The 20276-nt window shown below is 68.3% G+C and carries 20 protein-coding genes and 2 riboswitches; of the genes, 15 read left to right on the plus strand and 5 right to left on the minus strand.

Annotated elements, in window-relative coordinates; translation table 11 throughout:
* Nucleotides 1–111 precede the first annotated feature (111 nt).
* The 4 genes from AC1RSI_RS06625 to lpxK are packed head-to-tail and all read left to right on the plus strand — an operon-like array spanning nucleotide 112 to nucleotide 4944.
* A complete protein-coding gene (locus AC1RSI_RS06625) occupies nucleotides 112–1941 on the plus strand; it encodes an ABC transporter ATP-binding protein (RefSeq protein ID WP_154725547.1) in 1830 nt (609 codons plus the stop codon).
* Nucleotides 1938–2621 carry a lysophospholipid acyltransferase family protein gene (locus AC1RSI_RS06630; RefSeq protein ID WP_154725548.1) on the plus strand — a complete coding sequence of 228 codons (684 nt, stop codon included), beginning with the start codon at nucleotides 1938–1940 and terminating at the stop codon, nucleotides 2619–2621. Before AC1RSI_RS06625 ends, AC1RSI_RS06630 begins: the two co-directional genes overlap by 4 nt.
* Nucleotides 2618–3931 (plus strand): 3-deoxy-D-manno-octulosonic acid transferase, encoded by a 1314-nt coding sequence (locus tag AC1RSI_RS06635; RefSeq protein ID WP_154725549.1) that lies wholly within the window; start codon nucleotides 2618–2620, stop codon nucleotides 3929–3931. Before AC1RSI_RS06630 ends, AC1RSI_RS06635 begins: the two co-directional genes overlap by 4 nt.
* The gene (gene lpxK, locus AC1RSI_RS06640) at nucleotides 3928–4944 is read left to right on the plus strand and encodes a tetraacyldisaccharide 4'-kinase (protein ID WP_154725563.1); all 1017 of its coding nucleotides are present in this window, start codon (nucleotides 3928–3930) and stop codon (nucleotides 4942–4944) included. The genes AC1RSI_RS06635 and lpxK overlap by 4 nt, the downstream gene beginning before the upstream one ends.
* Here the strand turns inward: lpxK and AC1RSI_RS06645 are convergent.
* A complete protein-coding gene (locus AC1RSI_RS06645; protein ID WP_154725550.1) occupies nucleotides 4929–6254 on the minus strand; it encodes a metal-dependent hydrolase family protein in 1326 nt (441 codons plus the stop codon). The two genes, lpxK and AC1RSI_RS06645, sit on opposite strands and share 16 nt — an antisense overlap.
* A 114-nt stretch (nucleotides 6255–6368) precedes the next feature.
* On the opposite strand from AC1RSI_RS06645, the gene AC1RSI_RS06650 reads away from it, so the two are divergent.
* Nucleotides 6369–7052 (plus strand): murein L,D-transpeptidase catalytic domain family protein, encoded by a 684-nt coding sequence (locus AC1RSI_RS06650; protein ID WP_035307683.1) that lies wholly within the window; start codon nucleotides 6369–6371, stop codon nucleotides 7050–7052.
* 3 nt (nucleotides 7053–7055) lie between these two features.
* Here AC1RSI_RS06650 and purD read toward each other — a convergent pair whose 3' ends face one another.
* Nucleotides 7056–8330, minus strand: a complete 1275-nt coding sequence (purD, locus tag AC1RSI_RS06655; RefSeq protein ID WP_154725551.1) for a phosphoribosylamine--glycine ligase — start codon at nucleotides 8328–8330, stop codon at nucleotides 7056–7058.
* 56 nt (nucleotides 8331–8386) lie between these two features.
* On the minus strand, nucleotides 8387–8548 hold the full coding sequence (locus AC1RSI_RS06660) for a hypothetical protein (RefSeq protein WP_196066326.1): 162 nt from the start codon (nucleotides 8546–8548) through the stop codon (nucleotides 8387–8389).
* 64 nt (nucleotides 8549–8612) lie between these two features.
* Here AC1RSI_RS06660 and xseA point away from each other — a divergent pair, with 64 nt between their 5' ends.
* From xseA to AC1RSI_RS06710, 10 genes are all read left to right on the plus strand, one after another.
* A complete protein-coding gene (xseA, locus tag AC1RSI_RS06665) occupies nucleotides 8613–10082 on the plus strand; it encodes an exodeoxyribonuclease VII large subunit (protein WP_154725552.1) in 1470 nt (489 codons plus the stop codon).
* A 349-nt stretch (nucleotides 10083–10431) separates the two neighbouring features.
* Complete coding sequence (gene lspA, locus AC1RSI_RS06670) at nucleotides 10432–10938, plus strand: signal peptidase II (RefSeq protein WP_154725553.1); 507 nt, start codon at nucleotides 10432–10434, stop codon at nucleotides 10936–10938.
* Nucleotides 10939–11112: 174 nt separating this feature from the next.
* On the plus strand, nucleotides 11113–11679 hold the full coding sequence (locus tag AC1RSI_RS06675) for a DUF3035 domain-containing protein (RefSeq protein ID WP_154725554.1): 567 nt from the start codon (nucleotides 11113–11115) through the stop codon (nucleotides 11677–11679).
* Nucleotides 11680–11747: 68 nt separating this feature from the next.
* On the plus strand, nucleotides 11748–12425 hold the full coding sequence (locus AC1RSI_RS06680; RefSeq protein WP_008260559.1) for a hypothetical protein: 678 nt from the start codon (nucleotides 11748–11750) through the stop codon (nucleotides 12423–12425).
* Nucleotides 12425–14227 carry an arginine--tRNA ligase gene (gene argS / locus AC1RSI_RS06685; RefSeq protein ID WP_035307677.1) on the plus strand — a complete coding sequence of 601 codons (1803 nt, stop codon included), beginning with the start codon at nucleotides 12425–12427 and terminating at the stop codon, nucleotides 14225–14227. The genes AC1RSI_RS06680 and argS overlap by 1 nt, the downstream gene beginning before the upstream one ends.
* A gap of 121 nt (nucleotides 14228–14348) precedes the next feature.
* A complete protein-coding gene (locus tag AC1RSI_RS06690; RefSeq protein ID WP_008262807.1) occupies nucleotides 14349–15110 on the plus strand; it encodes a PIN domain-containing protein in 762 nt (253 codons plus the stop codon).
* 46 nt (nucleotides 15111–15156) lie between these two features.
* Entirely contained in the window at nucleotides 15157–15396 is a 240-nt protein-coding gene (locus AC1RSI_RS06695) for a FitA-like ribbon-helix-helix domain-containing protein (RefSeq protein WP_008261351.1), read from the plus strand.
* A gap of 5 nt (nucleotides 15397–15401) precedes the next feature.
* Nucleotides 15402–15824, plus strand: a complete 423-nt coding sequence (locus tag AC1RSI_RS06700) for a type II toxin-antitoxin system VapC family toxin (protein ID WP_255343284.1) — start codon at nucleotides 15402–15404, stop codon at nucleotides 15822–15824.
* Nucleotides 15821–16846 (plus strand): adenosine deaminase, encoded by a 1026-nt coding sequence (locus tag AC1RSI_RS06705; RefSeq protein ID WP_154725556.1) that lies wholly within the window; start codon nucleotides 15821–15823, stop codon nucleotides 16844–16846. Before AC1RSI_RS06700 ends, AC1RSI_RS06705 begins: the two co-directional genes overlap by 4 nt.
* 116 nt (nucleotides 16847–16962) lie before the next feature.
* On the plus strand, nucleotides 16963–18264 hold the full coding sequence (locus AC1RSI_RS06710) for a Y-family DNA polymerase (protein WP_035308993.1): 1302 nt from the start codon (nucleotides 16963–16965) through the stop codon (nucleotides 18262–18264).
* Nucleotides 18265–18271: 7 nt separating this feature from the next.
* Here the strand turns inward: AC1RSI_RS06710 and AC1RSI_RS06715 are convergent, their stop codons facing one another.
* Complete coding sequence (locus AC1RSI_RS06715; protein ID WP_008261932.1) at nucleotides 18272–18904, minus strand: nicotinamidase; 633 nt, start codon at nucleotides 18902–18904, stop codon at nucleotides 18272–18274.
* A complete protein-coding gene (locus AC1RSI_RS06720; RefSeq protein ID WP_008259819.1) occupies nucleotides 18904–19875 on the minus strand; it encodes a class 1 fructose-bisphosphatase in 972 nt (323 codons plus the stop codon). Before AC1RSI_RS06720 ends, AC1RSI_RS06715 begins: the two co-directional genes overlap by 1 nt.
* 167 nt (nucleotides 19876–20042) lie before the next feature.
* Nucleotides 20043–20141, plus strand: a riboswitch (glycine riboswitch).
* A gap of 4 nt (nucleotides 20142–20145) precedes the next feature.
* A riboswitch (glycine riboswitch) is annotated at nucleotides 20146–20235 on the plus strand.
* The last annotated feature ends 41 nt before the right edge of the window (nucleotides 20236–20276 follow it).

Genomic DNA, 20276 nt, shown 5'->3' on the forward strand with positions numbered 1-20276 from the left:
AAAAAGGCCGCTCGATCTTCAACCTGATCCGGGCCGACGAGGAGGGGCGTCCGCTGACGCCTTCGCCTGACAAGCCTTGACTTGAGGAGCGGCTCGGACGACCGAAGGCCGATGACCGCGCCCGCTTCCGAGACCATGCCCCTGCGCGCCCTGCTGGCGCGGATCTGGCGCGATTACCTGTCCCGGCACAAGGGATCGCTGATCCTTTCGGTGCTGTGCGCGGCGATGACGGGTCTACTTACGGCGGCCCTGCTGAAACTGCTGGAACCGGCGGTGAACGGCCTGTTCCTGGGCGGGACCGAGCCGATCAGCCTGTTCGGGGTCGTCAGCTTCCCCGCAGACAAGGCTATCATCTGGATTCCGGCCGCCATCCTGGCGGTCGCGGTGATGCGGACCCTGGCGGCGCTGGGCCAGGCGGCCCTGGTCAACCGGCTGGGTCACACGATCGTCGGCGACATCCAGATCCGTCTGTTCGGGGCCATGATCCGCGCCGATCTGGCCCGGTTGCGCAGCCAGCATTCGGGCGGCTTCGTCTCGTCGGTTCTGTTCGACGCCAATATGGTGCGCGAGGCCTTCACCTCGGGCGTGGTCAACTACACTCAGAACCTGCTGACCCTGATCGCCGTGCTCATCTATATGGGGTTCATCGACTGGCAGCTGACCGTCGTGGTGCTGCTTGGGGTGCCGCTGGTGGCGCTGGTGCTGCGCCGGTTCGGGCGCAAGACCCGCAAGGCCGCGCAAGGCGCCATGGCCGAGACCGAGAACCTGTCCACCGCCCTGATGGAGAATCTGGACGGGGTTCGCCTGATCAAGATCGAGAACCGCGAGGCGGCCGAGCAGGACCGCGTCGCAGAGGTGGTGGCCCGTCGCCAGCGCCACGTCATCAAGGGCGCCAACGCCCGCGCCTTCGCGGGACCGTCCAGCGATCTGGTGGCCTATATCGTTGTCGCTGCCGTCATGGCCTATGCCGGATGGCGGGCGCAGTCGGGCGAGATGACGGTCGGCGGTTTCGCCGCCTTCATCGGCATGTTGCTGGCCGCCGGTCAGGCCCTGCGGCAGGTCACGAACCTGGCGACGGTCATGAGCGAGGGCTTCACCGCCGCTCGCCGCCTGTTCGGCGCCCTGGACATTGAGGCCGAGATCCGCGAGGCGCCTGATGCGGCGCCCCTGTCCCCCGGGCCAGTCGAGGTGGTGCTGGACCAGGTGTCGTTCGCCTATGGGCCGGGCGGCGCGCCGACGCTGGATCAGGTGTCGTTGCGGGTGGCCCCCGGCGAGACCGTGGCCCTGGTCGGCCCGTCGGGCGGAGGCAAGAGCACGATATTGAGCCTGTTGCCGCGTTTCTATGACGTGACGGGCGGGGCGGTGACGATCAATGGGCGGGACGTGCGTGCGCTGCGGATCAACGACCTGCGCGACCATATCGCCCTGGTGACTCAGGAGCCCTTCCTGTTCGACGACACCATCGCCGCCAACATCGCCTATGGTCGACCCGGCGCGACGCAAGCCCAGATCGAGGAGGCCGCGCGTTCGGCCGCCGCCCATGACTTCATCACCGCCCTGCCCGAGGGGTATGACACCCGCGCCGGCGAGGCGGGCCTGCGGCTGTCGGGCGGGCAGCGCCAGCGGATCGCCATCGCCCGCGCCTTCCTGAAGGACGCGCCGATCCTGCTGCTGGACGAGGCGACCAGCGCCCTGGACACCGAGAGCGAGGCCCTGGTCCAGGCGGCGCTGGAGCGGCTGATGGAAGGGCGCGCCACCCTGATGATCGCCCACCGTCTGTCGACCGTTCGCAACGCCGACCGCATCTATGTGATCGAGGCCGGACGCGTGGTGGAGGAAGGCCCGCACGTCGTCCTGGTCGCGCGCGGCGGCCTCTATTCCCGACTGGCCCGCCAGCAGTCTCTGGACGGGACGCCGCCCACGGTCGAGACCGTCGCGTGAGGCCCCTTCGCAATCCCTTCATCCAGTCCGCCTTGGCTTGGTTGCTGGCGCAGTGGATGCAGTTCTGTTTCGCCACCATTCGCTGGACGCACGAGAACCAGGCGGTCGCCGAACAGATCTGGGCTCAGGGCGGCGGCGTCCTGTGCGTCTTCTGGCATTCGCGCATCGGCCTGGCCCCGGCGTCGTGGCCGCTGGAACGGGCGCAACCGGCGAAGGGGCTGATCTCGCTGTCGGCCGACGGCGAGTTCATCGCCAAGGCCGTGGCGCGTCAGGGCTTTCCCGCCGTCCGCGGTTCGTCGGCCAACAAGGACAAGGCCGACCGGGCCAAGGGCGGGTCACAGGCCCTGCGCGACGGCTTGAAACAGTTGAAGATCGGCGCCCTGGCCGTGACGCCCGACGGGCCGCGCGGCCCGGCCAATACCATGGCCGAAGGCCTGCCCCTGATGGCGAAACTGTCGAAGGCGCCGGCCCTGTTCATCGGCCTGTCGTGCAATCCGGCGATCCGCCTGAACAGCTGGGACCGCGCCGTCCTGCCCCTGCCCTTCGGCAAGGGCGCGATCGTCTGGGACCGCGCCGAATTCCCCGAGGGCGGCGACATGACCGGCGTCATCGAGGACTGGACGGCCCGCATGAACGCGGTCGAGGCGCGGGCTGACGCGATCACGGGGCTGAAGCCGTGACGCCCCTGCCGCTGCTAGCCTATCGACTGCTGACCCGCGCGCTGGAGCCGCTCGCCCCGCGCCTGCTGGACGCCCGCGCGCACAGGGGCAAGGAAGACCCCGCGCGCGTCGACGAGCGGCTGGGCTTCACCCGCGCCGAACGACCCGCCGGCGATCTGGTCTGGCTGCACGGCGTCAGCGTGGGCGAAACCCTGTCGCTGCTGCCCCTGGTCGAACGGTTCGTGAAGACCCGGCCGGACCTGACGGTGCTGGTGACATCGGGCACCGTGACCTCGGCCCGGATTCTGGCCGAACGGCTGCCCAAGGGCGTCATCCACCAGTATGCGCCGGTCGACGGGCCCGGCGTCGTGGCGCGATTTCTGGATCATTGGCGGCCCAGCCTGGCGATCTTCGTCGAGAGCGAACTGTGGCCGAACATGCTGCTGGAGGCGCATCGGCGCGGCGTCGAACTGGCGCTGGTCAGCGCACGGATCACCGAAAAGACGGTCGAGGGCTGGGCGCGGTTTCCGGCCTCGGCGCGGGCGCTGACCGGGGTCTTCGACCTGGTCCTGCCCCAGGATCAGGCGTCGGGTGAGCGATTGGAGCGCCTGGGCGCGCGGATCGACGGCCTGGTCAATCTGAAGCTGGCGGGCGACGCCCTGCCCCATGACGCCGCCGCATTCAGCCGCCTGAGCGCCGCCATCGGGGACCGGCCGGTGGTCGTCGCCGCCAGCACCCATGAAGGCGAAGAGATCGCCATTGTCCGCGCCCTGGATAAGCTGGCGGACCGCGCCTGCCTGATCCTGGCGCCGCGCCATCCGGAACGGGGACCGCATATCGCCACAGCCCTGCAGCGAGAGGGCGTGGCCTTCGCCATGCGGTCGCGGGGCGAGACCATCGGTCGAGACACCGACGTCTATCTGGCCGACACCCTGAACGAGATGGGGCTGTTCCTGCGGTTGGCGGATGTGGTGGTGATGGGCGGATCTTTCGCCCCTGCCCTGGGCCTGCCTGCGGTGGGCGGGCACAATCCGTTGGAGCCGGCGCGGCTGGCGCGGCCGACCATCACCGGACCCGACGCCTCCAACTGGGCCACCGTGACCTCGGCCCTGGCCCAGGCCGGAGGGTTGGTCCTGGTTCAGGCGCCCTGGGACCTGCCCGGCGCGGTCGAGCCCTTGCTGGCCGATCCTGCGGCGGCCAAGGCCATGGGCGAGCGCGCCCGGCGCGCCGCCGCCGAAGCGGGCGGCGGATTGGACCGGTTGTGGGCCTTCCTGTCGCCGCTGACGCCGCTGACGCCGAAGACGGCGACCAGGACGGGGTCGGGCCGATGAAGCTGAACACCCCCCGCTGGTGGTATGTCCGCGACCGCAGCCACGCCCGGCTGACCCGCACCCTGCTGAAGCCCCTGGGCTGGATCTGGGCCGACGTCACGGCGCGGCGGATCGCGCGGGCGGTCCCGGTCGATCCCGGCTGTGCGGTGATTTCGGTCGGCAATCTGACGGTGGGCGGATCGGGCAAGACGCCGGTGGCGCGCGAGGTGTTGCGACTGCTGCGGACGGCAGGCGTAGAGGCCCAGGCCCTGTCGCGCGGCTACGGCGGGCGGCTGGAGGGGCCGGTGCGCGTCGATCTGCAGATCCATACCGCCGAGGACGTCGGCGACGAGCCCCTGATGCTGGCGCAAGCCTCGCCCGCCTGGATCGCGCGGGATCGGGTCGCGGGCGCGCGGGCGGCGGCGGCCGAGGGCGCGCAGGTGCTGGTGCTGGACGACGGCCATCAGAACCCCGCCTTGAAGAAGACGGTCAGCCTGATCGTCGTGGACGGCGAGACGCGCGATGACGAATGGCCGTTCGGCGACGGCTCGGTGTTTCCATCCGGCCCGATGCGCGAGCCCCTGGCGGCGGGACTGGCGCGCGCCGACGCCGTGGTGGTGATGCTGCCTACCGATGTCGAGACGGCCGATCCCGACCTGCTTGCCGCCTTCGGCGCCCTGCCCGTCTTCCTGTGCCGCCTGACGCCCGAAGGTCCGCCGCCGGCCGGGCCGCAGGTCGGCTTCGCCGGCATCGCCAAGCCCTGGAAGGTCGAGCGGTCGCTGAAGGCGGCGGGCTGCGACCTGGCGGACTTCGTCCCCTTCCCGGATCATGCGGCCTATAGACCCGAGGACATGGCCTTCCTGCGGGCGCGGGCGGCGGTGTTCCAGGCCGGTCTGGTCACGACGGAAAAGGACTGGGTCCGGCTGACGCCCGACCAGCGGGCCGATGTGACGGCCTGGCCGGTGGTCGCCCGCTTCGAGGATCAGGCTGGGTTCGCCGCCTTCCTGAACGCGCGGCTTCAGTCGGCGCGATAGACCGCGCCGCCCTTCATCACGAACTTCATCCGCTCCAGTTCGGTCACGTCCGTCAGCGGATCGCCCGACACCGCGACGATGTCGGCCGGCATGCCGGGCGCGATCTTTCCGGCCTCGCTGGAAATCCGCAGATGTTCGGCGGCCCCGACGGTGGCCGCCTGGATCGCCTCCAGGGGCGTCAGGCCGGCGCGGACCAGAAGCGCGAACTCCTGAGCATTGTCGCCATGGGCCGAGACGCCGCTGTCCGTGCCGAAGGCGATCTTCACCCCGCCCTCATGCGCGCGGCGCGCCATGTCCAGCATCTTTGGCCCCGCCTCCAGCGCCTTGGCGGTCTGGGCCGGTGTGAAGAAGTTGTTGGGGCCCGAGGCGATGCGGGCGACGAAATCGCCGGCCAACAGCGTGGGCACCAGCCAGGCGCCGTTGGCCTTGAACAGGCGGATCGACTGGTCGTCCAGATAGGTGCCGTGTTCGATGGAGTCGCCGCCCGCGCGCAGGAAGGCGTTGATCCCGTCCACGCCGTGGGCATGGGCCGTGACCTGGCGGCCCATGCGGTGGGCGCTGTCGACGATGGCGGTCAGTTCGGGGTCGCTGAACTGCTGGCCCAGACCCGCGGCGGTGTTGGACAGGACTCCGCCCGTGGCCGTGATCTTGATGATGTCGGCGCCGGCCCGGACCTGGGTGCGGACGGCGCGCATGCAGTTGTCCGCCCCCGAACAGATGCTCTCGGACGACAGCAGATGCATGACGTCGTCGCGATAGCCGTTGATGTCGCCATGGCCGCCGTGGATGGAGACCGAGGATCCGGCTGCGATGATGCGCGGTCCCGGCACGTCGCCGTTCCGCACTGCGTTTCTCAGGGCGAAGATCGCCTGATTGCCGGCGCCCAGGTCTGCGACGGTGGTGAAGCCCGCCATCAGGGTGCGGCGGGCGTAGCGGGCGCCCACCATGGCCTGATCCGCGTCGGACAGGGTGACCTCTTCCAGACGGGAATTGGGGTTCTGCTGGCCCGTCAGATGGACGTGGCTGTCGATCAGTCCCGGCAGGACGAAGGCGGTCCGCAGGTCGATGACCTGCCCTTGCGCCGGGTCGCCGACGAAGCCGTCACGCACCTCGACGACCTGGTTCCCTCTGATCACGAGAGTTTTACCGCGCTGCACAACGCCGTTCGACGGGTCGGCCAGCAATCGCCCGGCCTCGACGAACATCGTCGTCGGCTCTGGAGAAACCCCAACCCCTGCGGGGCTTTGCTGCGCCGCCGCGCCTGTGGCCAACGCCCCCCATGCCGCCATCGCCAGACCGAAACGCTTCATCGATTTCTCCCCCAAACAGGGGCGCCGCAAAATCGCCCCACAAGGCCAAGGTTGCTTCGCCCGTAACCATTTGAAACAAACACGCCTGAAGACCAACCGCAACGAGGGCGTCGCATGCGGCTATCGAGACGAGGGCTTATTCTGGGCGGATCGGCCATGTTGGCGGGTTGCGCCAGCGCGAGCGCCAAGGCCCCGCTCACCACCGCCGCGACAGTCGCGCCGGTCGTCCCCCCTGCGGCGCCGATCCAGACCGTAAGCGTGACGCCTCCGCCGCTGGATCCGCGGGGTCATGTCCGCAAGGAACTGATGGAACGCGCCATGACGGCGTTGGACGTCCACCACCACAAGATCCCGCTTCGCGACCGCATGTATCTGGTCGATTTCCAGAAATTCTCGGGCGAAGAGCGGCTGTACGAGGTCGATCTGGTCGCCGGCGAGGTCAAGGTCCTGCGCACCTGCCACGGTCGCGGTTCCGACCCCAGCCACTCAGGTTACGCCCAGCGCTTCTCCAATACGCCGGATTCCAACATGTCCTCGGTCGGCGCCTACGCCACGGCCGGCGCCAGCTGGGGGTCGCAACAGGGGCCGAACGTCCTGCTGGACGGACTTGAATATTCAAACGACAAGGCCCGCGAGCGGGCCATCATCATCCACGGCGCCGACTACGCCGACCCGGACTTCCTGGCGCGCGAAGGCAAGCTGGGTCGCAGCTACGGCTGTTTCTCGGTCGCCCACACCGATCTGCCCGAACTGCGCGAACGCATGGGCGAAGGCCGGCTGCTGTTCGCCTGGGCGTAGGGCTCAGCCCCGGTCCAGGGCCCGCCAGCCGATATCGGAGCGGTTGAAGCCGCCGGGCCAGTCGATCTTCCGGATGGCGGCATAGGCGCGTTCGCGGGCCTGGGCGATGTCGTCGCCCTCGGCGCAGACGTTCAGGACGCGGCCGCCAGCGGCGCACAGCAGGCCGTCGTCGCGGCGTCGGGTCCCGGCGTGGAAGACCTGGACGTGGGGGCCGAAGTCCTGATCGACGCCGCGGATGATCGAGCCTTCCAGCGGGCTGTCGGGATAGCCCTTGGCCGCCATGACCACGCAGATCACCGTCTGGGGCTTGAAGGCCGGGGACGGCAGGCCGGAGACGTCGCCCCGCGCGCAGCCCAGCAGATAGGGGACGATGTCCCCGGCCATCCGCATCATCAACACCTGGCATTCGGGATCGCCGAAGCGGGCGTTGAACTCGACCACCTTGGGACCGTCGGCGGTGGCCATCAGGCCGGCGTAGAGGACGCCACGATAGGGCGCGCCCTCCTCGGCCATTTTGCGGATGGTGGGTTGGACGATCCGTTCGTCGGCCTGCTGCACCAGGTCGGCGGTGAAGACCGGGGCCGGAGAATAGGCGCCCATGCCGCCGGTATTGGGGCCGGTGTCGCCGTCGAAGGCGCGCTTGTGGTCCTGGGCGCCGCCGAACAAGACGGCGCGCTGGCCGTCGCACAGGGCGAACAGCGAGCCCTCCTCCCCGTCCATGAACTCCTCGATCACGACGCGAGCGCCGGCGGCGCCGAAACGGCCGCCCAGCATGCGTTCGATCTCGGCCTCGGCGTCGGGACGGTCGGGGCTGATGGCCACGCCCTTGCCGGCGGCCAGACCGTCGGCCTTGATGACATAGGGAGGCTTGAACACGTCCAGGGCGGCCTTGGCGTCCTTGACCGTGTCATAGACGCCGTAGCCGGCGGTGGGGATTTCGTGGCGTTCCAGGAAGGCCTTGGAGAAGGCCTTGGACACCTCCAGCTGGGCCGCCTTGGCGGTGGGGCCGAAACAGGGGATGCCGGCCGAGGCCAGACGGTCGGCGAGACCGGCGGCCAGGGCCACTTCAGGCCCGACCACGACCAGGTCCGCCTTGATCTCGCGGGCCAGGGCGGCGAGCCCCTCGGCGTCGTCAGCCTTGACCGGACGAAGCTCGCACAGTTTCTCGATGCCGGGATTGCCGGGGGCGGCGACGAGGCGGGTGACCAGTGGCGACTGGGCGATCTTCCAGGCCAGGGCGTGTTCGCGCCCGCCCGATCCGACGAGAAGAATAATCATGAAGTCGGCAATGACGGGCCTGCGTCGGACGGTCAAGCGTCCGACGGGCTGAAGCGTCAGAACAGGGCGGAAAGGACGTAGACGACCAGGCCGATCAGGGCGATCCCGCCGATGATCAGCCAGGGGCTCATGGCCCCGCCGGCGCCGCTGCGACGCATCAGGCCGCGTTCGCGTGGATCGCGGTCGTCCGGATCGGTTCCTCGGGGGTCGGCGGCCATGAAAGGCGAACGGCGCGGCGTCGATCCTGTTCCCGCAAGAGGCGACGCAGGCTAGGATGGCCCGATGAGCGACGACTCCTATGTGTTCGAGGGCCCGGCCGAGGCCGCCGCCCCGCGCGACAACAATCCCCCCCTGTCGATCTCCGAACTGTCCTTCGCCCTGAAGCGGACGCTGGAGGAACGATTCGGCCATGTGCGGCTGAGGGGCGAGGTGTCCAAGGTCAATCGTCACGCGTCGGGCCACATCTATCTAACCCTGAAGGACGACAAGTCGGCCATCGACGGGGTGATCTGGAAGGGATCGGTGCGCGGCCTGGGCGTCCAGCCGGAGGCGGGGCTGGAGGTCATCGTCACCGGCAAGATCACCTCGTATCCGGCGCGGTCGTCGTACCAGATCGTGATCGAGAGCATGGAGGCGGCCGGGGCCGGCGCCCTGCTGGCCCAGCTGGAGCGGCTGAAGGTCCGCTTACGCGAGGAAGGCCTGTTCGAGCCGGGGCGCAAGAAGCCCCTGCCCCAGTTTCCCCGCACCATCGGTGTGATCACCAGCCCTACGGGTGCGGTGATCCGGGACGTCCTGCACCGGATCGCCGAACGCTGGCCCTGCCGAGTCATCGTCTGGCCCGTCGTGGTCCAGGGCGAGGCGGCGTGCGGCCAGGTGTCGAACGCCATTCGCGGCTTTGACGCGATGACTGTCGATGGGCCAATCCCCCGCCCCGACCTGTTGATCGTGGCCCGTGGGGGCGGCTCGGTCGAGGACCTGTGGTGCTTCAACGACGAGGCCCTGGCGCGCACGGTGGCGGCGGCGCGGATCCCGATCATCTCGGCCGTGGGGCATGAGACGGACACCACCCTGATCGACTTCGTCTCGGACCGACGCGCGCCGACGCCGACGGGGGCGGCCGAGATCGCGACGCCGGTGCTGGCGGACCTGAGGTATGCGGTCGCCGACCTGGACCGGCGCATGGTCCTGGCGGGGGGGCGGCTGATCGAGGATCGGCGCACCCGGCTGAGGGCTGTGGCGCGCGGATTGCCGGCGCGGCCGGAAGACCTGCTGGCCCTGGCGCAGCAGCGGCTGGACCATGTGTCGAGCCGGCTGGGATCGGGGCTGCAACGCAATGTCTCGGTCCACGAACGGCGGCTGGCCGGCGTCGGCGGACGACTGGGGCGCGGGCTGCTGGACCGGGCGCTGGAGCGTCGGGGCGACCGACTGTCCGCCATCGCAGCCCGGTTCAAGCCCACGGTCGAGCGGCGGCTGACCCGCGACCAGGACCGGTTGAACGCCCTGTCGCGGGCGCTGGCGACGCTGGATCCCGGCCGGCCCAAGCCCGGATTCGCCCGGGTCGAGAACGCCAAGGGCGACTGGATCACGGCGGCGGCGGGACTGGAGCCCGGCCAGGCGGTGCGGCTGGTGTTCGGCGACGGCGCGCGGGGCGCGACCATCGACGGGGGGGATGGACGGGTCGCGTCGCCCCCTCCGCCCAAGCCCGCGCCAAGGCCCAAACCGCCGACGCCAAGCCAGGGCGACCTGTTCTGAATCCGTTGGCGCTTGTCGTAAAAACAGGGTGACAAAGCGCCAACCTGCCAATCGGCGCTTGGCGCGAAAACAGGGTGACAGGGCGCCAATCGTGCCAAGCCTAGGGCCCGGCATGTTCTCTGACGGCACGGTTTCGACATCAATGAGCGGCGGCCGGATCATGGCTCCATTCTAACCGGTCCTCATCTCAGGCGAGTTGATCGTCGTTTTCGCCCGGCAAACGCCGATGGCCGCACGAATCGTCCTGCGCGCCATTTTTCTTTTCTGACCGTGAATTCGCCGACGTGAAGTTCGGGCCTCAGTGGTTTTCCGCTTCGCCCCGGCGCCGCTTCCTGCTAACCGCCGCCGCATGAAGATCACTCGCATCGCCCTGGCCGCCTACGGCATCGCCGTTCTGATCATCGTTCTGGACCAGCTGACCAAGGCCTGGATTCTTAGCCTGCCGGACGTGGCCTCGGTCAGCCAGATCCCCGTCGGCTATGTGTTCGCCGAGGTGATTCCGCCGATCCTGCGCTTCACCTTCGTGCAGAACACCGGGGTCAGCTTCGGCCTGTTCGGCGGGGGCGAGGCGCGTTGGGGGCTGACGATCTTCTCGGTCATCGTCTCGGCCGGCCTGGCCTGGTGGGCGACCCAGTCGGATCGGCGCCTGCTGATCACCGCAATAGGTTTCGTCATGGGCGGGGCCCTGGGCAATGTGATCGACCGGATCCGGTTCGGCTATGTCGTCGACTTCATCGACGTGTCGGGCACGGGCGTCTTCCCCTGGGTGTTCAACATCGCCGACAGCGCCATCACCATCGGCGTCGTTCTGCTGATTCTGGACAGCTTCCTGTCCGACCGAGCCGCGAAAGCCTGAGCCCGGCTTTCGTCCGATCCAGAGCCTGATTCACGGCCTCGGCGGGATCGCCGTCTCCGCCGATCAGGCTCGAAGGTTGGCGCGGCCCCCGAAAAGTCGTAATCACCCCCTCTTCACTATGCCAAGAGCGCCCGTAGAGGCGTTTCGAGCATCAGCCGATCAGAGCCTGAACCCATGCGTATTCGCAGCGTCGCCGTACTGACCCTCGCCGCCACCGCCGCGCTCGCCGTTTCGGCCTGCGGCAGCATCAAGCAAGGCATCGGCCTGACCAAGGTCGTGCCGGACGAGTTCGTGACCGTCTCCACCGCCCCGCTCAGCGTCCCGCCCGAGTACGGCCTTCGCCCGCCCGCACCCGGCCAGCCGCGTCCGCAGGAACTCGCGCCTGAAAGCGCCGCCCGTCAGATTCTGCTGGGTCAGCGCCAGGCCGTCACCCGCACCCCGGGCGAGCAGGTTCTGGTCGCCCAGGCCGGCGCCGACCAGGCCGATCCCCTGGCCCGTTACGTCGTCGACGACGAGTTCGGCGACATCGCACATAAGGACGAAAGCTTCGCCAACCGCCTGATGTTCTGGCGCAAGGATGACGCATCGACCCAGGCGCCGACCGTTCGCCAGACCTCGGAAGGTCAGACGACGATCGACGCCACGACCGAGGCCGCGCGTCTTCAGGCCCTGACCGGCGGCCAACAGGCCATCACCATCACCCCGCGTCGCAGCGGCGGCTTCAAGCTGCCCGGTCTCTAAGACCTCTTCGCCTCTTTTCTAAGGACGCCTGCCACGGCGTTGGTCCTCTCGCTGTCGGAAGATAACTGATGCGTCGCGTGCTCTCCGCCCTGGCCGCCGTCTCCATTGCGGCCGCTGTCCTGCCCGTCGCCGCCGAGGCGCAGACCTCGCAGCGCCAGCGTGATCGCGGTTCCAGCGGCCAGCAGGCCGATGGGTCTGAAAATGCGCCCTCCAGCCGCGCGCCGCGCATCGCGCCCCTGCGCCGTCGCGCCAACGCCGGCCCCTGCCCCTTTGTGAAGGTGCTGTACGACGCCGCCCGCTACGTCGAGCTGGAAGGCGGCCGCGCGGCCGTTTCCAACGTCGGCTACACCGGCGAGATCGAAGGCGTGTCCGCCGACTGCGAATACCGCGAGGCCGATCCGATCCGCCTGGATATGGACATCCTGTTCGAGCTGGGCCGTGGCGAAAAGGCGGCGGGCGACCAGAAGACCTATCGCTACTGGGTCGCCGTGACCGAGCGCAACAACGCCATCCTGGCCAAGGAATATTTCGACCTGCCGGTGGATTTCGACGGCCAACGCACCGCCTCGGTTCATGAACAGCGGACCATCGTGATCCCCCGCGCGGGTATCGACACCAGCGGCGGCAATTTCGAAGTCCTGATCGGCTTCGACGTCACGCCGGAAATGGCCGAGTTCAACCGCTCGGGCAGCCGCTTCCGCGTCAACGCCGGCGTGCCGGCCCAAGCCTCTGCGCCGAACCAATAATGGCTGATCTGAAGACCGTCCTCAGCGAAGCGGTCGCCGCCGCCTTCGCCGCCGAAGGCGTGGATGCGGCCCTGGCTCGCGTCACCCCATCCGACCGCCCCGACCTGGCCGACTTCCAGTCGAACGGCGCCCTGGCCGCCGCCAAGGCGCTGAAGGCCAACCCGCGCGAACTGGCGAGCAGGATCGCCGAACGCCTGACCGCCGATCCTCATTTCGCCTCGGTCGAGGTGGCGGGACCGGGCTTCATCAATCTGAAGCTGGCCGATGCGCTGCTGGCCGAACGCGCCGCAGAGGTGGCCGCCGACGCCGAGCATGCGGGCGCCGCCGTGGTGGCCGATCCGCGCAAGGTGGTCATCGACTACGGCGGTCCAAACGTGGCCAAGCCGATGCACGTCGGCCATCTGCGCAGCGCCATCATCGGCGAGAGCCTGAAGCGGTTGTTCCGGTTCAGAGGCGACCACGTCACCGGCGACGCCCATTTCGGCGACTGGGGCTTCCAGATGGGGCTGCTGATCGTCGCCTGTGGCGATGAAGGCCTGGCGGAAGGCTTCCTGGTCGAGGGCGACGGCCCCTTCCCGGCCGACAGCCCCGTGACTCTGGCCGATCTGGACCGGCTGTATCCGCTGGCGGCCGGCAAGGCCAAGGAAGACCCGACCTTCCGCGACCGCGCGCGCAAGGCGACGGCGGAGCTGCAGAACGGACGTCCCGGCTATCGCGCGCTGTGGCGGCATTTCGTGGCGGTCAGCCGCGAGGCGCTGAAGCGCGAATACGGCGACCTGTCGGTCGATTTCGACCTGTGGAACGGCGAGAGCGACGCCGATCCGCAGATGCCGGAAATGCTGGCGCATCTGAAGGCGACTGGTCTGCTGGTCGAGGACGACGGCGCCCAGGTGGTGCATGTCGCCAAGCCGGGTGAGACCCGCAAGAAGAAGCTGGCCGACGGTTCGGTGATCGAGGCCCCCTCGCCCCCGCCCCTGCTGGTGATCAGCTCGGAGGGCTCGGCCATGTACGGCACGACCGACCTGGCCACGATCCTGGACCGCAAGAAGGCCCTGGCGCCGGACCTGGCCCTGTATGTGGTCGACGAACGCCAGGCCGAGCATTTCGAACAGGTGTTCCGCGCCGCCTATCTGGCCGGATACGCCGCCGAAGGGGCGCTGGAGCATCTGGGCTTCGGCACCATGAACGGCCAGGACGGCAAGCCGTTCAAGACCCGGGCCGGCGGGGTGTTGAAGCTGCGCGACCTGATCGATCAGGCGACGGACAAGGCGCGCGAGCGGCTGAAGGAAGCCAAGCTGGGCGACGACCTTTCGCCGGAAGAATTCGAAGCCATCGCGCACAAGGTGGCCATCGCCGCCCTGAAGTTCGCCGATCTTTCGAACGCCCGCACCACCAGCTACGTCTTCGACCTGGACCGGTTCATGAGCTTCGAGGGCAAGACCGGCCCGTATCTGCTGTACCAGTCGGTGCGGATCAAATCCCTGCTGCGCAAGGCCGCCGAACAGGGCGCGACGCCCGGCGCCATCGTCATCGCCGAGCAGGCGGAACGCGATCTGGCCCTGACGCTGGACGCCTTCTCGACCGCCGTGTCGGACGCCTATGACAAGCGGATGCCGCATCTGGTGGCCGAGCACGCCTATCGGGTGGCCCAGTCCTTCTCGAAATTCTACGCCGCCTGCCCGGTGCTGGTCGCGCCGGACGAGGCGACGCGCGCCTCGCGCCTGGCCCTGTCGGCCGCGGCCCTGCGTCAGCTCGAGACGGCCCTGACCCTGCTGGGGATCGAGACGCCCGAACGGATGTGACCGCCGTTCTGTGACCTGAAAGACGCGGACTCCGCTGCGCTCCTCTGATTAACCTTTACGGGGGACAGGGGGCGGACGACGGATGGGGAAACCCTACGGTCAGCATCACGGGCGCATTCGCATGGCCGATGGGGCCATTCGTGGTTTCGGTCCCGGCGATTTCACGCCGCCGTTCCTGAAACGCCGCGCCGTCCTCTATGTCGACGGCTATAACCTGTTTCACGCCCTGCTGGACCAGAAGCGGCGCGAATGGCTGTGGCTGGATCTGCGGGCCCTGGGGCGGGGGCTGATCGATCCGATGGAGCGGCTGACTGGCGTCGTCTGGGTCAGCGCACACAAGCCCCAGGCCCGGGCGCGGATGGAGGCGCAGTTCCGCTATGAGACGGCGCTGAGAGCCCGGCGCGTGCGCTGTCTGATGGGCCATTTCGTCGTCCACGGCGAACATTGCCGCGCCTGTGGCCACGGCTGGAGTTCGGCGACGGAGAAGCAGAGCGACGTCAACCTGGCCCTGGCGGTGGCGGACGATGTGGCGGCGAACCGGGTCGATAGCGTCTATCTGCTGACCACCGACGGGGACCATGCGGCCACGGTGCGGTTCGTGCGCGAGGCCTATCCGGACAAGCGGATCGTCAGCGTCGCCCCACCCGGCCGGCTTCACAACCGCCAGATCGCCAACTGGACCGACGAACTGGTCGGGATCGGCTCCAATCTGCTGGCCCAGTCGATGCTGCCCGACCGACTGAAGACGGCCAAGGGCTGGATCGAACGGCCCGAGGCCTGGAGCGCCCGGCCCAGCCTGCCTCCGCCGCCCGATCCACCGCCGACCGACGACGCAGGGAAGACCAAGGCTGGACATCTGCGGCTGGTGGTGTCGAACGCCTAGTGGCGACGAGGGCCTCATGCTATATGTGCTAGCACAAGGAGCGACCATGCCCGTCAACCTCCACGTCCGCAACATCGACGATGACATCGCCATCGCCCTGAAGAAGCGCGCCCAGGAAAACAATCGCTCGGCCGAGGCGGAGCATCGCGAGATCCTTCGCAAGGCTTTGACGCCTCGTATCGACGCGGAGTGGGAGCGCCGCGCCGCCGCCCTTCGCGACGCCACCAAGGGAAAGCTCAGCACGCCCTCCGAAATCCTGATCCGCGAAGATCGGGATTCTCGTTGATCGTCGTGGACGCGAGCGTGGCGATCAAGGTCGCGCTCTATGAACCCGACAGCCCCATCGCCGTCGCCGCCCTGCGCGCTCAGCCCTGGTCGGCGCCTGATCTGATCCTGTCGGAATGCGCCAACATCATCTGGAAGCGCTGTCGGATGGGCGACATCACTCGCGATCAGGCGATGCAGGCGGTCACACTGATCGAAACCATGAACCTGGATGTAGAGCCCGGTCGCAGGCTGATCGAACGAGCGGTGGAATTGGCGATCGCGCTGGACCATCCGGCCTATGACTGCTTCTACATCGCCCACGCCGAACAGTTGGGCGCGCCCCTTCTGACGGCGGACAAGAAACTCATCGCCAAGACGCGGGCGTCCGACGCGACAAACATCGAGATCATGGGTCTGGATGACTATGCACGAAAGAATGACCTATGAATCTGGCACCTGACACCGACCTCGACGCCTATATCGCCGGCCTGCCCAAGGCGGAGCTGCACCTGCACATCGAAGGCTCGCTGGAGCCGGAGCTGATGTTCGAACTGGCGCAGCGCAACGGGGTGTCCATCCCCTATGACAGCGTCGAGGCGGTGCGGGCGGCCTATGATTTCTCGAACCTGCAGGACTTCCTGGACATCTACTACGCCGGGGCGGCCGTGCTGCTGACGCGCAAGGATTTCGAGGATCTGGCCTTCGCCTATTTCCAGCGGGCGGCCGCCGATAATGTGCGCCACGCCGAGATCTTCTTCGATCCCCAGACCCATACCGACCGGGGCGTGGCCTTCGGCGTGGTGGTGGAGGGGCTGATCGCGGGGATGGACCGGGCCAAGGCGGAACTGGGCGTCAGTTCGGGGCTGATCCTCAGCTTCCTGCGCCACCTGACCGAGGAGGAGGCGTTCGCGACCCTGGAGGCGGCCAAGCCCTATCTGCATCATTTCATCGGGGTGGGGCTGGATTCGTCGGAGGTCGGTCATCCGCCTTCCAAGTTCCAGCGCGTCTTCGCCGCCGCGCGTGAGCTGGGCCTGAAACTGTGCGCCCACGCCGGGGAGGAAGGCCCGCCGGCCTATGTCCACGAGGCGCTGGACCTGCTGCACATCGACCGGATGGACCACGGCAATCGCTCAATGGAGGACGAAGCCCTGGTGGAGCGACTGGCGCGCGAGCAGATGACCCTGACCGTCTGCCCCCTGTCGAACCTGAAACTGTGCGTGGTGAATGACCTGAAGGACCACCCCGTGCCGGAGATGCTGCGTCGGGGCCTGCACGTCACCCTGAACTCGGACGACCCGTCCTATTTCGGGGGGTATGTGAACGACAACTACAGCCGGTTGGCGGCGGCGGTGGGGCTGACGCGGGATCAGGTGACGCTGTTGGCGCAGAACAGTTTCGAGGGGTCGTTCCTGGGCGAGACTGAAAAGGCGGCGTTCCTGGCTGAGGTGGATGCCTACGCGGCGGTCTGACGCCATCCCATCCCCCACCCGTCATCCTCGGCCTTGTGCCGAGGATGACGGATCAAAGAGTGCGCCAAACATCACTTTATCTTCCCGACGCTAAATGTTCCTGATATGTTCCGTTTATGGAACAGGCGAACGAAGACAGCGCGGGCCTACGCTGGCTGTTCGTCGATCTGAACGCTTTCTTCGCCAGCGTCGAGCAGCAGATGAACCCGGACTGGCAGGGCAGACCTGTCATCGTCCGGCCAGCGATGAGCGAATACACCGGGGCCATCGCCGCCAGCTATGAAAGCAAGGCCTGGGGCGTCCACACGGGGATGCGGGTGTCAGAGGCGCGCAAACTGTGCCCCGGCCTGATCGTCGCCGAGGCGCGGCCGGACCTCTATGTCGCGGTCCACAAGAAGATCATGGCCGAGATCGACCGCCACGTGCCTGTGTGGAAGGTCGGCTCCATCGACGAATGTTCGTGCGAACTGCTCGGCCCCGAACGGCAGGAGGCGAACGCCGTCGCCCTGGCTCGACGGATTCAGGCCGGCATCCTGGAGAATGTCGGCGACTGTCTGCGCTCGTCCATCGGGCTGGCCCCGTCGCGGTTCCTGGCCAAGACCGCCTGCGGCATGAAGAAGCCGGCCGGGTTGACCATCCTGAGAGCGAACGAACTGCCCGGCCCGCTGCTGGACCTGCCGCTGTCGAAATATCCCGGCATAGGCCCGCGGATGCGACTGCGGCTGGAGGCGGCGGGCGTCGCGGACACCGCAGGCCTGTGGACCATGAGCGCCCGGCAGGCGCGCGCGGTCTGGAACAGTATCGAGGGCGAACGCATCTGGCGTGGCCTGCATGGCCTGGACAGCGAGCCGACGCCGGAGAAGCCCCCGGCCTCCATCAGCCACAGCCACGTCCTGGCCCAGGCCATGCGGACCCCGGACAAGGCGCGCGCCGTGGCGCGGCGGCTGGTGGTCAAATGCGGGGCGCGGCTGCGGCGAATGGGCCTGACGGGGGCGAGCCTGACCCTGCATCTGGACATGGGACCGAAGGCGACGCCCAGAAGCGACCGGCGAGGCTGGGAGACGGCGGCTATGAGTTGCCCCGTCGCGCCGACGCAGGACACCTTCGCCCTGCTGACCGCGCTGGATGTCCTGTGGCGCAAGGTCGAGCCTGAGTTGGAGGCCGGACGGCTGAGCTATGTGGGTGTCGGGGTTCACGGGCTGAAATCCCGTGACGCCTTCGAGACGGACCTGTTCGATACCGGGCCGGATCAGGGCGGCGAGGCCCCGTCCCTGCGCCTGTCCCAGGCGCTGGACGCCCTCAATCGCCGCTATGGCAAGGACACCGTCAGCATCGGTCCCAAGGCGGGCCTGCCCGAATTCATCGGCGCCAAGATCGCTTTCACCCGCATTCCGGAGGCGGAGGATTTCTGGGAGTGAGCTGAGATCAACCCAGCAGGGCCGCAGCCTCAATGTCCGACACCCCCAGCGCCCGGAAACTGTCCCGCGCCGCCGCCGCCGTCTCAGGCGCGATCGCGCGGCTGGCGTCGGAGATGACCACGGCCTCGAAGCCTTCGCGCACCGCATCCTCCGCGGTGAAGCGGACGCAGTAGTCGAAGGCCAGGCCCGCGAGGAAGACCCGGGTCACGCCCAGGTCGCGCAGCAGGCCGGCCAGGCCCGTCGGGGTGCGATGGTCGTTCTCGAAGAAGCCGGAATAGGAATCGACCGCCGGGTGGTAGCCTTTGCGGATCACGGCCAGGGCCTTTTGCACCGTGGGTGCCGCGTCGGGATGGAAGTCGGCGCCGGGCGCGCCCTGGATACAGTGATCGGGCCACAGCATCTGGCGGCCGTAGGCGACCTCGATCTCGGTGAAGGGGGCCGCGCCGGGGTGGTTGGAGGCGAAGCTGATCTGGTCCGGCGTGTGCCAGTCCTGGGTCAGGATCACCCGGTCGAACCGGTCCGCCAGCCGGTTGATCAGGGGCATGATCCCCGCCCCGCCCGCGACCGCCAAAGCGCCGCCCTCGCAGAAGTCGTTCTGCGGGTCGATAACCAGGAGAGCGTCGGTCTCGAAAATCTGCATCACATGCCCGCGTAGGCGTCGATCTCGTTGGCCGAACCCAGGGCGACGGGGATGCGCTGGTGCAGATGCTCGGGCTGGATGTCCAGGATGGGCTGCGTCCCGTCCGTCGTCGCCTTGCCCCCGGCCTGTTCGACCAGGAAGGCCATCGGATTGCCTTCGTACATCAGGCGCAGCTTACCGGGTTTGTTCGGCTCGCGCTTGTCCCACGGATACAGGAAGACCCCGCCGCGCATCAGGATGCGGTGGACGTCAGCGACCATGGCCGCTACCCAGCGCATGTTGAAGTTCTTGCCGCGCGGGCCTTCGTCGCCCTTCAGCAGGTCGCCCACATAGGTCTGCACCGGCTCGGACCAGTGGCGCAGGTTTGACATGTTGATGGCGAACTCCTTGGTGTCCGGCGATATGGCGATGTCGTCGTGGGTCAGGATCCAGTCGCCGTCGTTCGACAGGGTGAAGCCCTTCACGCCCGCACCCGTGGTCAGGACCAGCATGGTCTGGGGACCGTACAGGGCATAGAGGGCCGCGACCTGGTTGCGGCCCGGCTGCATGAAGTCGGCCTCGGTCGGCGTCGGCGTGGTGGACTTCAGCACCGAGACGATGGTCCCGACCATGGCGTTGATGTCGATGTTGGACGACCCGTCCAGCGGGTCGAACAGGACCAGATATTGGCCGGTCGAATGGGTCGCCGGCTGGACCTCGTCCATTTCCTCGGAGGCGACGCCGGCGACGGCGGGGCTGGCCAGAAGGGCGTCGGTCAGCATGTCGTTGGTCATGACGTCGAGCTTCTTCTGCTCCTCGTCCTGGACATTGATCTGGCCCGAGGCGCCCAGAGCCCCGGCCAGGGCGCCGCCGGCGACGACCTTGCTGATGTCGGCGCAGGTGGCGGCGACGACGGTCAGCACCGCTTTCAGACCCTCGGGCGCGTCGAGCGCGGCGATATGGGCGTCGAGACGGGTGCGGTCGGCGGTCATGCGGTCGGTCCGGTGCGGCTGAGGCGGTTCCCGTTCTTGGCGGGCCAACGGCGCGAGGGCAAGGGCGACTCAACAACAGGCGATGCGAACGGCGACAATGACGCCGCCGGACGGCCTCCGAAAGCCGCCAACGCTTGACTTGGGCCCGGAGTCGGTGGCTTAGGTCGGATGCTCTCGCGGGAGAGTTCGGGACCGGCAGGCCGGCCCCCGACGCCGAAGGCGCAACCGCCCCGGAAACGCTCAGGCAAACGGACCGCGACAGCATACGGACGCTGGAAAGTCGCCCCCTTCTCGGGATCAGGGCGCGCCGACGGAGCAAGGTGGTCTGACCGCCGGAATCTCTCAGGCTTCAGGACAGCGGGGGCGCGAAGACGGCGGAGCTCCGCCACCAAACGCGACCG

Source organism: Brevundimonas sp. GW821-FHT10E09 (assembly GCF_058809375.1).

Bases quoted from the DNA above. Each gene is read 5' to 3' on its own strand.
- AC1RSI_RS06625 (WP_154725547.1), top strand. From the start codon at position 112: ATGACCGCGCCCGCTTCCGAGACCATGCCCCTGCGCGCCCTGCTGGCG.
- lpxK (WP_154725563.1), top strand. From the start codon at position 3,928: ATGAAGCTGAACACCCCCCGCTGGTGGTATGTCCGCGACCGCAGCCAC.
- AC1RSI_RS06645 (WP_154725550.1), bottom strand. From the start codon at position 6,254: ATGAAGCGTTTCGGTCTGGCGATGGCGGCATGGGGGGCGTTGGCCACA.
- AC1RSI_RS06650 (WP_035307683.1), top strand. From the start codon at position 6,369: ATGCGGCTATCGAGACGAGGGCTTATTCTGGGCGGATCGGCCATGTTG.
- purD (WP_154725551.1), bottom strand. From the start codon at position 8,330: ATGATTATTCTTCTCGTCGGATCGGGCGGGCGCGAACACGCCCTGGCC.
- AC1RSI_RS06660 (WP_196066326.1), bottom strand. From the start codon at position 8,548: ATGGCCGCCGACCCCCGAGGAACCGATCCGGACGACCGCGATCCACGC.
- xseA (WP_154725552.1), top strand. From the start codon at position 8,613: ATGAGCGACGACTCCTATGTGTTCGAGGGCCCGGCCGAGGCCGCCGCC.
- lspA (WP_154725553.1), top strand. From the start codon at position 10,432: ATGAAGATCACTCGCATCGCCCTGGCCGCCTACGGCATCGCCGTTCTG.
- AC1RSI_RS06675 (WP_154725554.1), top strand. From the start codon at position 11,113: ATGCGTATTCGCAGCGTCGCCGTACTGACCCTCGCCGCCACCGCCGCG.
- AC1RSI_RS06680 (WP_008260559.1), top strand. From the start codon at position 11,748: ATGCGTCGCGTGCTCTCCGCCCTGGCCGCCGTCTCCATTGCGGCCGCT.
- argS (WP_035307677.1), top strand. From the start codon at position 12,425: ATGGCTGATCTGAAGACCGTCCTCAGCGAAGCGGTCGCCGCCGCCTTC.
- AC1RSI_RS06690 (WP_008262807.1), top strand. From the start codon at position 14,349: ATGGCCGATGGGGCCATTCGTGGTTTCGGTCCCGGCGATTTCACGCCG.
- AC1RSI_RS06695 (WP_008261351.1), top strand. From the start codon at position 15,157: ATGCCCGTCAACCTCCACGTCCGCAACATCGACGATGACATCGCCATC.
- AC1RSI_RS06705 (WP_154725556.1), top strand. From the start codon at position 15,821: ATGAATCTGGCACCTGACACCGACCTCGACGCCTATATCGCCGGCCTG.
- AC1RSI_RS06710 (WP_035308993.1), top strand. From the start codon at position 16,963: ATGGAACAGGCGAACGAAGACAGCGCGGGCCTACGCTGGCTGTTCGTC.
- AC1RSI_RS06715 (WP_008261932.1), bottom strand. From the start codon at position 18,904: ATGCAGATTTTCGAGACCGACGCTCTCCTGGTTATCGACCCGCAGAAC.
- AC1RSI_RS06720 (WP_008259819.1), bottom strand. From the start codon at position 19,875: ATGACCGCCGACCGCACCCGTCTCGACGCCCATATCGCCGCGCTCGAC.